Below are 15,084 nucleotides of genomic sequence, written 5' to 3' on the forward strand. Positions count from 1 at the left end.
CCCGGGCGGACGCCAATCCCCCCGGTGTTTTTCATGCCCGCCTGACGGATGAACAAAACAATGAATTGAAATGATTAATTTTGACTCAAAGATAAACCTCCTTTACACACTTTTTGGGATACTACCCATAATAATGCTATACAAATAGAGTCAGACAACTAAAACCATACTCTTAATAATTAAACATCACATTGTCTATCCAAAGGACATTGCCCGGAGAACCGATATAAGCTCCTCCATTGCTTGATGCAAATTGCAGACACAAATGTGTTGGCTTCTCATTTTCATCAGCCCATGCCACCTCTCTAATAGGTGTAATTCTCCCCTTACTATTAACCGTATAATCTCTTCCATTTAAGAGGCCCATTGTACGAGCATCGTAAGATGGATTATTTCTAATATCTCCATAGAGGATCTTATAAGTTGCACCATTGACCCATCCACCGGTAGATTTGGAGTACTCAACCACCATGGTTCCGACACGCTTTGCATAAATATTACCGGCCTTATCCTCCCAGCGTTTTTGAAGCATCAATGCCACGATTGGCTTATCCATACCCGAAACAGTTTTGATCGATCCGAATCCCGTAGCTTTGATACGGTTGGGCTGTCCGCTAAGTTTTACGCAATAGTCATACTTCAACTCTTTTGGACGAGAAGTAAAAGGTATACCAACATTAAGAATCTTATCCGGATTGTCCGTACTCTTGATTGGCTCGTGTACAGATCCTACAAATACAGATCCGGCAGCCAAGACCTTCAGGTTGATAAGACCCAACACTTTGACTTTCTCTATTCTTGTTTCCAATCTTGCACAATAGCCATTACCTCTCTTTTCGGGAAAGACAGAGCAATTTGTCTTGGTAATCCCCTTTACCTTTGCCATCACATCTGATGTAGCCCAAGGAGATCCGCCCTTATTAGTATAAGCTATATCCCCCTTTATGGTACTGGTAGGTCCTATGGCATAAATGGTCTTAGTGTTGCCGCCAATCAACAAAGACTCTTTGATTATTCGAGTAATCCATTGATCCATGTTGCCATAAGGTAATTGTTGCTGAGCCATCAAAGTATTGCTATTGAATCCCATCATTAAGATGGCAATGGCTATGCTACTATAAAAAATCTTTCTATTCATATCTAAAGTGATTATTCTTCAAATTATCGAAATCCTCTTTCCCCAATCCGATGCTTTGAAATGTTAAAGGTTTATTATGATCATTTAAGTAAAGAGGCAAACCTTCCTTGAAATTTCCACTACAAAGAGACAAGCTGTCTACACTCTTATTCGTCGAGATACCGCTCAAGTCCAAGATTGTCTGAAAGCAAGACAAACTGGAGGAGATTTGCTTCAAACTATTTTCCTTCAAGTAATGAACAAGATCCGGATGCTCCTGTCCAAAAGGCTCAGATGTCCACACAATAAGAGGGACATGAATCTGATAATAAGAAGGTACAGGAGAAGCATGCAAAAACAACTTACGCGAATCATCATATATATCTTCTCCATGATCTGAAGTATAAAGCATAGCTGAGGAGACATGCTCTCCCTTTATCATCTCAATCAAATGATGCAAAAACTTATCTGTATATCGAATGCTATTATCATAAGCATTGATTAGGTTTGGACGGTTGCGCCAATCGGCATCTACCGGACTATCAGGCTTAAAAAAGGCATCCTTCTCCGGATAACGCTCTTTGTATGAGAAGTGAGAGCCATAAGTATGGAGCACTATGAAAAGTTTCTTATACCCTTTGTCCAACTCCTGTCTTACAAAAGGGAGTAGATCCAGATCCTTTGGGTCTTTGGGAATCCCGGGCATCTCCTTAATAAAAATCACATCATCTGCTTCCTTGCCGAAGAAATCTATAAAAGAATGATTGTATTTCTGGTTTGAAAGATAGGCTGTATGAAATCCGGCCTCCTTAAAAGCAGAAATGATCCCCTTGGCTGAATAGACAGAATCGTAATCGGATGCTGTCACATAGGACATCAGAAGAGGCACGCTCTTATGAGTCGTATTCGACTGGCTCAACACAAATGGATAAGCTATTACACCGTCTTCGGTACTAAGAAGAGGATTAGTAGGACGCTTATACCCCATCAATGACCAATTGTCAGCACGGGAAGTCTCACCAATGACATAAACATAAATTTCAGGATCATCTTTGCTCCTACAAGATTGTGCTTGGTAACTAAAATTTTTGGACAGCTCATCGTAATGATGAAGTTTATATTGATGATTGGCAGCCAGATAAATATTATACCCAACATTGACCGGATAAAGCTCATTCAAAATACTGTACCCCCCGCCCCAGATATAGGCACAAAGCAAAGACAATACGGCCGGAACAAAAGACCAACGAGCAACTAAGAGCCGCAATGATCTCCTTGCCTTAATCTCATTTACTTTTTTGACCACCATAAAGATGGAGATAAAAAGAGGGGGCAAGTACAAAACAAACACAATGACTAAAGCGGGAAGCAAATTGTCCAACAGCTCCATCGCCTCCCCCGGATTGGTTGTTGTCAGATTGAGAAACATATCTACGGCAATCACAGATCTTCCGAACAGATAAAGAAGGACAATCTGGAAAGCAGCAAAAAAAGCTATAATATAAAGCCACAAAAAGCCCTTGCTTACATTGCGAAATCCGGATAAGATAAAAGCATAGACAGACAATGGGACAAACACATTGGCCACCTTAGCTACAACAGACCAGTGCTCCGTAAAACACAGAGCAATATTGGGCACTATAAGCAAGATGAGATAGTAAAAGAAAAGAATGTTTCCGCTCAAAACTCTACTCAAACGAGGATATTTACTCCTAAAATCTTCCATTGCACACATATATATTGTATGTCAGCTGTCGCCGAGACAGCATTAAAAAAGGGCATAAACTTACGCAACCCTCAAAATGAAACGAGGCTTATGATAAAAAAACCTCAACCTTATCTTCGGCACTATGGGACATTTTCGGCAAAATATGGAGGCCACCCCACAATGTCATAAATAGACTGCTAAGGTAATACTTATGTATCTAATCAAATAAAAATGGCGATATTTTCTTTCAAAATATCTCTTCGTCAAATTTAATCCAAACAAGCTTAAAAAAGCTTTTAGAAGCAAGATGTTCCTCGATGTTGCGATATACAATCGCTCCAAAACGAGGAACATCTATTTATTGTAATCAGCCTAACTCAGATTGCTCTTATATCACAAGAAGCTTAACGATGGCATAGCCACCAAATACGAGCCAGGCAAAAAGGATCAATGCCATAATGAATGGTTTGAGACCGGCCTCCTTAAACTTTGCAATTTCGGCATCACAACCAAGTGCAGTCATTGCCATAGTCAAAGCAAAAGTATCCAACCATTTGACAGCATGAGTAAATGAATCGTAATATTCAGACATACCCATATTTCCGGCCAAATAAGTCAGTCCGGTATTGATAGCTACGACAACAAGGAAAAGCACTGCAAACCAAGGGATTTGAACTTTAGCATTAGCAGAAATCTCTCCTGTGGCTTTCTTTCTTCTATTGACAAAATAACCTAAAATCAAAAGAAATGGAGCAAGCAGAATAACACGAATAACCTTTGTGATAGTAGCCAAGCCGGCTATCTCAGGATTGTTCATAGCCGCACCGGCACCCGCCACATGCGCTACCTCATGCAAAGTCGAACCCGTATATATAGCCACTTGATGATCTGTCATACCACTAAGCCAGCCGGCACGATACATCGAAGGGTACAAAAACATAGCTATCGTACCGAAGATTACAACTGTACTGACTGCCACAACAGTTTTATATGGCTTGTCATCAAGCACAGGCTCTGTACCCAAGACCGCCGCAGCACCACAGATAGCAGATCCGCTCGATATCAAGATAGCTTGATTGGTATCTATCTTAAGCAACTTTCCAATCAAAAGACCAAGCAAGATGACGGAAGTAACAATACAAATATCTACAAGCGTCCCATGCAAACCAACCTCCGCAATTTGAGTCAAGGTCAATCTAAATCCAAAGAAAACAATCGCTGTACGAAGGATTGTCTTTGATGTAAACTTAATGCCCGGATTCCAAGCATTGGGAAGATGCATTCTCAAAGTATTGGCATAAATCATACCCAAGACAATACCAATGATAAGAGGACTAATACTCAAACTCTTGAAGATGGGCAGCTCTCCTAAATAGAAAGCGGCAAAAGAAAAGAGGGCCATGAACAAGATGCCATGGATCTTATCTGCTTTTTGTACGTGCATAATTATTGTAGTTCTTAATTAATAGTTGAGGCAAAGTTAAATAAAACTACTTGAGAGAAAGTATCAAAAACGACGAAAAACAACTCATAAACTATTACATTTACTTTACAATAAATTCAAAACAGCATCTAAAGTTGTACCTTTGTGGTCGATTTATAAATTAGTAACGATGAATAAGATCAATTTTGTAGAAGAATTGCGTTGGCGTGGAATGATTCACGACATGATGCCGGGTACAGAAGAACAACTTAACAAAGAGATGTGCTCCGCATATGTGGGGATAGACCCGACAGCAGATTCGCTTCACATCGGACACCTCGTATCAGTAATGATGCTTCGCCATTTGCAGAGAGCCGGCCATAGACCGATTGCCCTCATTGGTGGTGCTACCGGTATGATTGGCGACCCCAGCATGAAATCCGCTGAGCGCAACCTCCTCGATGAAGAAACACTTCGTCATAACCAAGCAGCAATCAAAGCTCAGCTTGGCAAATTCTTAGATTTTGACTCCGGCAACGACAATGCCGCAGTACTTGTCAATAACTATGACTGGATGAAGGATTATGGTTTCTTGCATTTTATTCGTGACATCGGTAAGCATATCACTGTAAACTACATGATGGCTAAAGACTCTGTCAAGAAGCGTCTCGAACAGAATAGCAAGAGCGGACTTTCATTTACCGAGTTCAGCTATCAACTTCTTCAAGGATATGACTATCTATACTTATATAGAAATCAAGGGTGTAAACTGCAGATGGGCGGATCTGACCAATGGGGCAATATTACTACCGGTGCAGAGCTGATTAGGCGTGTAGATGGTGGAGAAGTTTTTGCGCTTACCTGTCCACTTATTACCAAAGCTGATGGAGGCAAATTTGGTAAGACAGAGAGTGGTAACGTCTGGTTGGACAAGAGATACACTTCTCCTTACAAATTCTATCAGTTCTGGCTCAATGTTGGAGACGAAGAGGCTATCAAGTACCTCAAGATCTTTACCATTCTCAGCCAAGAAGAGATTGAAGATCTTGCCCGCCAGCAAGCTGAAGCTCCTCATCTAAGATTGGCACAAAAGAGACTTGCCAAGGAGGTAACCATTATGGTTCATTCTGTAGAAGACTATGAAGCTGCAGTGGAAGCATCCAATATACTTTTTGGTAAAAGCACAAAAGAGCAGCTATCAAAGTTGGATGAGGCTACTTTGCTTGATGTGTTTGAAGGAGTACCTCAATTTGAGGTCGAAAGAAGTGTTATTGATAATGGCATCAAAGCAATAGACCTTATGACTGAAGCTGCCGCCATCTTCCCGTCAAAAGGAGAAATGCGCAAAACAACACAAGCCGGAGGTGTCAGCATCAATAAAGAGAAACTTCCAAATCACGAGGAGATAATAAATGCATCTTACCTTATAGATAATAAGTATATTATTGCACAGAGGGGTAAGAAAAACTACTTCCTTATTATCGTAAAAGATTAAGAGAAAACACCTTAAAAAGTTTGAGCGTGCTCAGTCTCAAAAGGAGGCAGGGTACGCTCTTTTTATCATCAAACAGATGACCCTTTCGCCTAAAACTGCACTGAATTAGATAAATAATGTAAATTTATTTAGCTCTGTTTTCGCCTAAAATCAGCCTATTTTTGACCTTAAAAGAGACTTATTCTTTATAGCTTTAAAAACAGATAGGACGGTTTCGTCCTATCTGTATGTTAATATATGTATAAGCTACTTTTTATTGACAATTTGGCGTCTAAAAAACAGCTTTCAGGCCGCCTTTTTAGTAAGGTCGCGCGACTTGCAATCCATTCTCGCGCTACCTTGAACCTATACTCGCGCGAGGTTGCACCTGAAGTAGCGCGACTTTGCATGTCAAGGTCGCGCGAGATCAGATCTAAAGTCGCGCGAGAATGGATTGCTTCTCGCGCGACTTTATTTGTTAAAATAGCGCATAAAAAAGCCCGTTTCGTACTAATAAAACGGACAAAGTCGGCTAAGGTGTCAAGAAACCCTAACCCTCGAATTTGAGATTTTGAAGTTGAATCAGTCTTGTTTGAGTAGTTTTTAGAGTATTAGTCAAGGAAACAGTATTTAACAAATAGTATCCCCTTATGACGAGCTTCACAGCCCTTTGATACATTTCATTCACGAGATTGAATTTGACAGATGCAAAGTCATCGATATGTTTCCCTGCAATAAGGCATACCCCACCCTCTTGGAAGAATGCTTCTCCAATCGAAATGATTATCAAAAGTATGGTAAGTAATATGCTTATTTTCATGGATTATGCTCTTATTAACGACTAAGATACTAAAATTCAGACACATTTGAAATTATTCATACGCAGTCCTTTTCGTCTTATTCTCTTTGCAATATTTACAAAAAAAGTTCTGACATAATACCATCCGACAAGAATATGCCTTTTCGAGTCAAGATAAGATGATCATTTCTTACTTGTAAAAGATGCTGATCAATAAAACTTTGGCTCTGTCGCAAGATCTCTGCCCTTCTTCCAAAAAGGGACTCATACCTGCTCAGATCCAACCCCCATTTGGTTCTCAGACTACACATAATCATCTCATCATGCCTATTGACTTGTGTGAGATATTCATTATCGTGAGGAGCATCCTTCCCCTCCAATAAGCAATCAATATACCTTCTCAAATCTGAATAATTCGAACGTCGACAGTCCATACCGTCATAAGAATGAGCAGCAGGGCCAAACCCCATATAAGGAAGCCCAAGCCAATAGGAGGTATTATGGATGGCATAGGCTTCATTTTTAGCAAAGTTGGATATTTCGTATTGCTCATACCCGCCATCAGACATAAGGCTTATCAACAGCTCAAACTGTTCTAAGCTAAGTTCCTCATCAATAGGAGAAACCCTACCCTTCAATCTTAAATTATTCAAAGGAGTTCCCTCCTCATAAATAAGGTGATAAGCCGAAATGTGACCGGGATCCAGATCTAAAGTTGTCATAATATTATGTTTCCAACGCTCTATGGTCTGGTTGGGCAAGCCATATATCAGATCCAAACTTAATCGGCTATATCCTTTGTCTTGACACATTTTCACCGCTGACATGGCTCTATCGGATGTATGCCGACGCCTCAAAAACTTCAGATCGTCGTCATACCACGACTGCACCCCCATAGATATACGATTGATTGGCAAAGAGGCTATCCCATCAAGGTACTCATTGGTCACATCATCCGGATTCATTTCAATGGTCACTTCCTTCAAAGAAGAAAGATCGAAAGACGAATTCAAACAATCGAAAATACCTCCTAACTGTTTTGGAGAAAGGAGAGAGGGGGTTCCACCTCCCAAATAGATGGTATCTAATTGATCAGACCTATTAGATCTCAAACCAATCTCCCGCTTAAGACAGGTCAAGTAGTCTTCAATATCTTGCGTATTTGTCTTACTATAAAAGTCACAATAAATACATTTACTGGCACAGAATGGGATATGGATATAGAGATACATAAAAGACTATTATTTCTGTTCAGTCGGTTCGACCTTACGGCAAATAGGAGCCACAGGCTCTTCAAACTGCCTTTTTACAATCTCTTCAATCTGCTTATTTGCTGTAAGGTTGGCTTCCCGATAAAAACAAATACCGGGCATTCCCTTCTCTCTACAATAGGTCATTTGTTCGTCAATCACCTTAGGATCCCATGAATTTCTACCCTCGTCAATGCGATAAACACCCAAGCCCGGGACCACATTGATTTCATCGGAATGTGCCTGCCAATCATCAAGAAACGGAAAGAAATAATCTCCTTTGTGATACATCATTGGTACGACAAAATCAACAAGCCCCAGCTTAGACCAAGTAAGGGGGTCTTGATAGACATCTTCATAACAGGTCCATCCTATATTTGGATACTCAGGGAGGCGCTTTAGACGGCCCAATGTGGCACAACTAATCATCATAGAGGGATGATCCTTACGGACAACATCATTGATACGTTTCATAAGATCGGTAATGTTCCCGCGACGCCATTCATCTCTGGAAGTTCCTTGAGGACAATACTTACGAAATGCAGAGGTATCATTAAAACGCTCTGCAAAATCCGGATATCTTACATAGTCCATATGCACTCCATCCAGATTGGGATACTTATCTACCAATTCCCTGACAAGGGAAGCAATATAAGCTCTCACCTCCGGAAGGCCCGGATTGAGTTGCCATTCGCCACGATGCTTAACACACCAAGAGGGGTGATTAGAACGCGGGGGATGATTGGATGAGCGGTCATTGCCTAAGGGGAATGTGACCATCCATGCATGGATTTGTAGTCCACGCTTATGACACTCTTCAATGGCAAAAGACAAAGGATCGTACCCCATAGAGCTACGACTACCTGAAAAAGCCAAAGCATAAGGCTCATACTGTGATGGATAAATAACATCACCTCTATGACGAACTTGCAAAAAGACTGTATTAAAATGATCGGCAGCCAATCGGTCCAAGATACGACACAGCTCTTCACGCTGTGAGGCCTCAGCTTGAACCGTCGTGGCACGCCTTGTCGGCCAGTCAAGATTGTAAATTGTGGTGAGCCACACGGCTCGCATCTCTTTGGGGACTTTTGGGCGCACAATCTTCTTTCCTACTATCTCAGCAGCGGGAAGAGTATCTGTCGGAATGGTTGTGGTAGCAGAGTGCCTCTTTGTGTCACATGAATATAAAAGCACAAGTGAAACCAACATAAAGAATGAATAGCAAACCTTTTTCATCTTATCATCTCAAAAAATAAGGCTGTGTCACACTATTCAAAGTATTACGACACAGCCTTTAGATATAACTTACATCTAACCATAGGACCAAGAAAACAGACACTTCGTCCCGGGAAAGACTAGAAACGGCTAAAACAAATTAATAATGAATATTGTCAATCAAACGAATGTCGCCACAATAAACAGTAATACAACCTACCGGCTCTTTGCTCTCAGCCCATGTAGAGATGCTCTTAAGTGTACGACCATCGACAATGTCATAATATTCTACTCGAAGATATTCGGTAGCATTCAACATCTCTATTACTTTGTTGCGGGTAGCTTGAGGAGACAAGATGCCTTTCCAAGTCAAAGATTCAATCATAACCTTATGAATGGTAGGTGCAATAGCACGCCATTCTGGCTTGAGCAAAAGATTGCGACTGCTCTTGGCCAAACCATCAGCTTCACGGACGATAGGACAAGGGAAAATCTTAACATTCTGACCCGTAATCTCAAGCATACGACGGATTACAGCTATCTGCTGAAAGTCTTTCTCTCCAAAGAAAGCCAAATCAGGCTCGACAAAATCGAACAATTTGCTTACAATCTGACATACCCCATTGAAGTGCCCCGGTCTGCGAGGTCCCTCCATAACAGCACCCACATTACCCAAATCGAACTGACGAGTATCCGGTTCCGGATATACCTCCTCTTCCGACGGAGCAAAGAGAATATCGACTCCTGCCGACCGAAGCAATTCGGCGTCCTCTTTGGGTGTGCGAGGATAAGTTTCGTAGTCATGAGGATCATTGAATTGTGTTGGATTGACAAATGTACTGACAAGCACAATGTCACAATTGGATTTTGCTGTGTTGACAAGGCTAAGATGCCCCTCATGAAGAGCCCCCATAGTAGGAACCAAGCCAACCTGTTTACCGCCCTCACGAAGTATCTTGACCGCTTCGCGAAGGTCTGATATGCGTTCTATTCGTTGCATGATTATTTCCTTGATACTTATTGATTTTATTTCAGCTGACAAAGGTAGGTAAAATACAAACGAAATATAAAAGCTCTTTTTATTTATATGTATAGACATACTTAAAGCATGACTTCTTCCAAAAGAGATTACTTGCGCAGCCAATACAATCGAATTATATACTTTTGTACCAAAATAAATCAATAAAATGGGACTAAAGGAAGAAATAGCAAAGCGAAGAACGTTCGCAATCATTAGCCACCCGGACGCCGGTAAGACCACCTTAACAGAGAAACTACTACTCTTTGGAGGTGCAATACATGTGGCAGGAGCAGTAAAAAACAACAAAATCAAAAAGACTGCAACCAGCGACTGGATGGAAATAGAGAAGCAAAGGGGTATTTCTGTGGCAACTTCTGTCATGGGATTTAACTATGCAGATCACAAAATCAACATCCTTGACACCCCGGGTCACCAAGACTTTGCCGAAGATACATTTAGGACACTTACAGCTGTAGACTCAGTCATAATTGTTGTAGACTGCGCCAAAGGTGTGGAAATACAGACCAGAAGACTAATGGAGGTCTGCCGAATGCGAAAAACTCCTGTCATGATTTTTGTCAACAAACTTGACCGAGAAGGTAAAGATGCTTTTGATATATTGGATGAACTGGAGAAAGAGCTTGAGATTGCAGTAAGACCTTTATCATGGCCTATTGGCATAGGTAAAACCTTCAAAGGGGTATACAATATTTATCAATCAGAGCTCAATCTCTTTAGACCTGACAAACAAAAAGTCACAGAACGAATCAGCTTTGAGAATATTGATGATCCCGAGCTTGACAAACACATCACAGCAGACCTGGCATCAAAGCTCAGAGAAGAACTCGAAATGATACAAGAAGTCTATCCACAATTTGACAAAGAAGCATATCTCAAAGGCGATCTTGCCCCGGTCTTTTTTGGATCTGCACTCAACAATTTCGGGGTAAAAGAGCTGTTGGATTGTTTCATTGATATTGCACCAGCCCCAAGGCCGGTCAAGGCTGAAGAGCGAATGGTAGAGCCTCAAGAACAAGCCTTTACCGGATTTGTATTTAAGATTCATGCCAATATGGATCCGAATCATAGGTCCTGTATAGCATTTGTAAAGGTATGTTCAGGAAAATTCGAAAGAAATACATATTATCAGCATATACGCCTTGGCAAACAACTGAGATTTAGTAGCCCAACGGCCTTTATGGCTCAGAAGAAAGAAATCCTTGACGAAGCCTTTGCGGGAGACATCGTGGGGCTTCCCGATACCGGAAACTTTAAGATTGGCGACACCTTAACAAGCGGTGAAGACCTGCACTTCAGGGGACTTCCAAGCTTCTCTCCGGAGCTATTCAAATACATCGAAAACGAAGACCCAATGAAACAAAAGCAACTTCAAAAGGGTATCGACCAATTAATGGGTGAAGGAGTCGCTCAGCTATTTACCAACCAATTTAATGGAAGAAAGATTATAGGTACTGTTGGACAGCTACAGTTTGAGGTCATTCAGTACAGACTTCTACACGAATATGGAGCAAAATGTCGATGGCTTCCCATCAATCTTTACAAAGCATGTTGGATAGAAAGCGACAAGCCGGAAGTGTTGGAGGAATTCAAAAAAAGAAAAGTTCAATATATGGCATTTGACATTGAAGGGAGAGATGTGTTTCTTGCCGAATCAAATTATATGCTGATGATGGCAAGGCAAGACTTCCCGGATATAAGATTCCATTTCAGATCCGAATTTTAAGCCACGAAAAGGTATTGTGACAGCCAGTTCGAAGGTGTCACAATGCCTTTTTTGTGACTTTTTATACCTATCGCTGAGACATTTAATGTATTTTTAATATATTTTTTGCACCTTTGTATCTGCTGAGACGGCTATACAGCAATTATCAATCAAGGAGCTTTAGAAGTTGCTTGGATATATTTGAAGAATGTATGAAAAAGATTTTGAGCTGATTTCGATTATATGCCGAGGGAATAGTGGACTATTTGCAAGGTGTAAGACCGGAAAGGGAAACAACGAATTGCTCACACAACTATTTTTCAACAACTTAAAAACAATTTCTTGAGCAAATTGTATAGAAAAAATATGGCAAGTGACTTTTATATCCCCATATGAGTAGATGATTTTGTATTGTAGACAGCTACAAAGAATGAACAATTAGGGGCTAAAATAGGTTCTATAACATAGCAGGTGATATATTGATGATTATCCTTCACATCGATGAGATATTCCAACAACGACAAACAGGAAGATTAGTAATGACTTATGAAGATCTTGTTAAGACGGATAATCATTATAACTCTATAACATAACTGAGAAATATTAACAGACAGCGTTCATAAAACGATGAAAAAGATTACACAATTATTGATGGTTATCATGTTGTTTGCATGTGCAACCACCATGGTAAAAGCCCAAAAAGTAGGGCTCAAAACCAACTTCCTTTATTGGGCAACTACGACTCCAAACTTGGGAGTGGAAATGGCATTAGGAAACAAATGGACCCTTGACCTCAATGGAGGATACAATGGATGGGAGTTTGACAACAACAAAAAGTTCAAGCATTTTTCCGTGCTCCCTGAGGTAAGGTATTGGACTTGCGAGGCATTCAACGGACATTTTTTCGGCCTGCATGGATTGGTTTCTGAATATAATGTCGGAAACATCGATCTCAACATCAAACCATTTGACAAACTAAAAGGTTACAGATACGAAGGTTGGGCATACGGTGTAGGCCTTACTTATGGTTATCAATTTGTTTTGAGCAAACACTGGAACCTTGAAGCTTCTATAAGTGGTGGATATGTACATACAACTTACGACAAATTCAACTGCGAAAAGTGCGGCAAAAAGATTGATGAAGATAGTAAGAACTATTTTGGACCAACTAAAGCCACAATATCAATTATATACCTAATCAAGTAACAATAATAACTACACTCAAAACAAGAAGAATATGACACGAAAATATTTATTCCTGATAGCAATGCTTTTTGTAGGTAGCTCTTTTATTGCTACTGCTCAGGATAATGCCAAACTTGCCGGTATCAAAGCAACCGAGCAACATGTCGCTGCAAAGCAGGGACACAATGTCAATGTCGATTTCGTAGTGGATCTTAGCGAGATGCCCAAGATCAGCTCGAACTTTATGATGGAGGTAACCCCTATCTTAAAGTCGAACAAGAGCAATGAAACAATCGAATTGCCAATCTTCCTTATTACAGGACGTACGAGAAATATCATGCTCCAGAGAAATATGGACAGCAAAAACAATCCATACAGACAACCGGGACATGAACCTAAGTACATCATTAAGAGAAATAATGGTAAAAGCCAGCAGTTTAAATATCAAGCACAAGTACCTTATAATATTTGGATGAAGGATGCATCTCTTGTCCTTGTATCAAAAAATACAGGATGTGCCAACTGCGACAAGGGAAGCGAAGAAAATTGTTTGACCTCACAGATGCTTGTTCCTCTTTACGAAGCCAACTGGAAACTATCCAAAATCACTCCGAAGGGAGAGCTTCGCAAATATAGACAAGAAAGTCTGTCAGCATTTATCACTTTTATTGTAGCTAAGTACAATATTGTACCAACCCTTGGTAATAACCAACAAGAGCTTGCCAAGATTTCTTCCAAGATGGGAGAGATGGCAAAAGACAAAAGCCTTACAATCGACAAAGTTGAGATGATTGGTTATGCTTCACCGGAAGGTAATCAAGAAGCAAACAAGACACTTTCTCAAAATCGTGTAAAAAGCTTTGCAGATTATCTTATCAAGCAATACCCAAGATTTAAGTCCATGGTTAAGACTGACAGCAAAGGTTCAGACTGGGATGGGTTGGCAAAGGCTATCGAAGAAGGTGACTACAACAAAAAAGCAGAAATCCTAAATATCATCAATACAAAACCTGCAGAAGAGAGGATGTCTGCAATAGTTGCTTTAGATAATGGAGCAAGCTATAGAAAGATGCTGAATGAGATCTTCCCTAAATTAAGACGAAGTGATGTTATCTTCTCTTTTGTTGTAAAAGGATTTGATCTCAAAGAGGCAAAAGATGTTATCAAGACTCACCCTAACAGACTGAGTCTGGCCGAAGTGGATGCGATAGCTAAGTCATATCCGGAAAACAGTGACGAAAGTTATAATGCTTGGGTTGTCGCAGCTGATGCATTCCCCAATGCCTATGAGCCTGTAAACAATGCCGTTATGATAGATCTTGCAAATGGTCGCATAGCTCAAGCACTTAAATTTGCAGAAAAGCATGCTTCCAACAAGAAGATATGGGGACTACTGGGAGTATTGTATGCTATGAACGAAAACTACCCTATGGCAGAAAAGTATCTTACAGAAGCTGCAAAGCTAAACTTGCCGGACGCTCAATACAATCTTGATGAATACAAAAAGTTTGCAGAAGACAACTTCTAAATTAAGTCAAATCGAATCTATCAAACTCCAAATGTACCAATGGCATTTGGAAGTTTGACCAAGGAATAAGAAAAGGCGATGAATCAGAGTCACATCTGATCATCGCCTTATTAATTCAATTACGGTAACCTTACAATACTACCTTCTTGGTATAAGAACCAACTTTTACAATCACGACATTATAGTTGGGATCTACATCTACAATAGTTTGTCCCGTAGCTTTGGCTTGATAAAGCAACCTTCCACTCATATCATAAATACATACAGATTCCGATTTTGCTATTCCATCGATAATTATCTGATGATTACTTGCCAATACCTTTACTGATGAAGTAGGCAATAAAGCATCTGTTGTGTCAGGCTTTTTCAACAAGAGTTGCTTTACAGCTCTATGTCTCAACAGCCCATAATTGCCTTTGATTGTCTTCACATTAAAATCAAAAGGAGTCTTATCATCGGCAGCACATGCTGTCATAAAGGGCATACCCTTTGCATTTTCCGGATAACAATAAAAAGGTAGTATCCCAAAAAGTGTGTAAAGGAGGTTTATCTTTGAGTCAAAATTAATCATTTCAATTCATTGTTTTGTTCATCCGTCAGGCGGGCATGAAAAACACCGGGGGGATTGGCGTCCGCCC

The 15,084-nt window shown here is 40.4% G+C and carries 12 protein-coding genes; 4 read left to right on the plus strand and 8 right to left on the minus strand.

Going from position 1 to position 15,084, the window contains the following annotated elements; all coding sequences use genetic code 11:
* Positions 1-172 precede the first annotated feature (172 nt).
* From ACFO3G_RS05855 to ACFO3G_RS05865, 3 genes are all read right to left on the minus strand, one after another.
* Complete coding sequence (locus tag ACFO3G_RS05855; RefSeq protein WP_380078908.1) at positions 173-1,093, minus strand: PCMD domain-containing protein; 921 nt, start codon at positions 1,091-1,093, stop codon at positions 173-175.
* 37 nt (positions 1,094-1,130) lie between these two features.
* Positions 1,131-2,843, minus strand: coding sequence for a phosphoethanolamine transferase (locus ACFO3G_RS05860; protein WP_380078890.1), 1,713 nt, complete (start codon positions 2,841-2,843; stop codon positions 1,131-1,133).
* A 370-nt stretch (positions 2,844-3,213) separates the two neighbouring features.
* On the minus strand, positions 3,214-4,275 hold the full coding sequence (locus tag ACFO3G_RS05865) for a YeiH family protein (protein WP_380078910.1): 1,062 nt from the start codon (positions 4,273-4,275) through the stop codon (positions 3,214-3,216).
* 172 nt (positions 4,276-4,447) lie between these two features.
* On the opposite strand from ACFO3G_RS05865, the gene tyrS reads away from it, so the two are divergent.
* Positions 4,448-5,743 (plus strand): tyrosine--tRNA ligase, encoded by a 1,296-nt coding sequence (gene tyrS, locus ACFO3G_RS05870; RefSeq protein ID WP_380078912.1) that lies wholly within the window; start codon positions 4,448-4,450, stop codon positions 5,741-5,743.
* A 529-nt stretch (positions 5,744-6,272) separates the two neighbouring features.
* Here tyrS and ACFO3G_RS05875 read toward each other — a convergent pair.
* The 4 genes from ACFO3G_RS05875 to panC all read right to left on the minus strand — a co-directional run bounded on the left by ACFO3G_RS05875 (position 6,273) and on the right by panC (position 9,989).
* Positions 6,273-6,542 (minus strand): hypothetical protein, encoded by a 270-nt coding sequence (locus ACFO3G_RS05875; protein ID WP_380078892.1) that lies wholly within the window; start codon positions 6,540-6,542, stop codon positions 6,273-6,275.
* 95 nt (positions 6,543-6,637) lie between these two features.
* Positions 6,638-7,753 (minus strand): radical SAM family heme chaperone HemW, encoded by a 1,116-nt coding sequence (gene hemW, locus ACFO3G_RS05880; RefSeq protein ID WP_380078894.1) that lies wholly within the window; start codon positions 7,751-7,753, stop codon positions 6,638-6,640.
* Between the two features lie 9 nt (positions 7,754-7,762).
* Positions 7,763-9,010: a glycoside hydrolase family 10-like protein gene (locus ACFO3G_RS05885; RefSeq protein ID WP_380078896.1), complete on the minus strand. Its 1,248-nt coding sequence runs from the start codon at positions 9,008-9,010 to the stop codon at positions 7,763-7,765.
* Between the two features lie 139 nt (positions 9,011-9,149).
* Complete coding sequence (panC, locus tag ACFO3G_RS05890) at positions 9,150-9,989, minus strand: pantoate--beta-alanine ligase (RefSeq protein ID WP_380078898.1); 840 nt, start codon at positions 9,987-9,989, stop codon at positions 9,150-9,152.
* 187 nt (positions 9,990-10,176) lie between these two features.
* On the opposite strand from panC, the gene ACFO3G_RS05895 reads away from it, so the two are divergent.
* From ACFO3G_RS05895 to ACFO3G_RS05905, 3 genes are all read left to right on the plus strand, one after another.
* Positions 10,177-11,754, plus strand: coding sequence for a peptide chain release factor 3 (locus tag ACFO3G_RS05895; RefSeq protein WP_380078900.1), 1,578 nt, complete (start codon positions 10,177-10,179; stop codon positions 11,752-11,754).
* 606 nt (positions 11,755-12,360) lie between these two features.
* A complete protein-coding gene (locus ACFO3G_RS05900; RefSeq protein WP_380078902.1) occupies positions 12,361-12,939 on the plus strand; it encodes a DUF3575 domain-containing protein in 579 nt (192 codons plus the stop codon).
* A gap of 31 nt (positions 12,940-12,970) precedes the next feature.
* Positions 12,971-14,446 carry a hypothetical protein gene (locus tag ACFO3G_RS05905; protein ID WP_380078904.1) on the plus strand — a complete coding sequence of 492 codons (1,476 nt, stop codon included), beginning with the start codon at positions 12,971-12,973 and terminating at the stop codon, positions 14,444-14,446.
* Positions 14,447-14,576: 130 nt separating this feature from the next.
* Here the strand turns inward: ACFO3G_RS05905 and ACFO3G_RS05910 are convergent, their stop codons facing one another.
* On the minus strand, positions 14,577-15,017 hold the full coding sequence (locus tag ACFO3G_RS05910) for a T9SS type A sorting domain-containing protein (RefSeq protein ID WP_380078906.1): 441 nt from the start codon (positions 15,015-15,017) through the stop codon (positions 14,577-14,579).
* Positions 15,018-15,084 lie beyond the last annotated feature (67 nt).

This window comes from Falsiporphyromonas endometrii, from assembly GCF_042654485.1.
Classification (GTDB): Bacteria; Bacteroidota; Bacteroidia; order Bacteroidales; family Porphyromonadaceae; genus Porphyromonas; species Porphyromonas endometrii.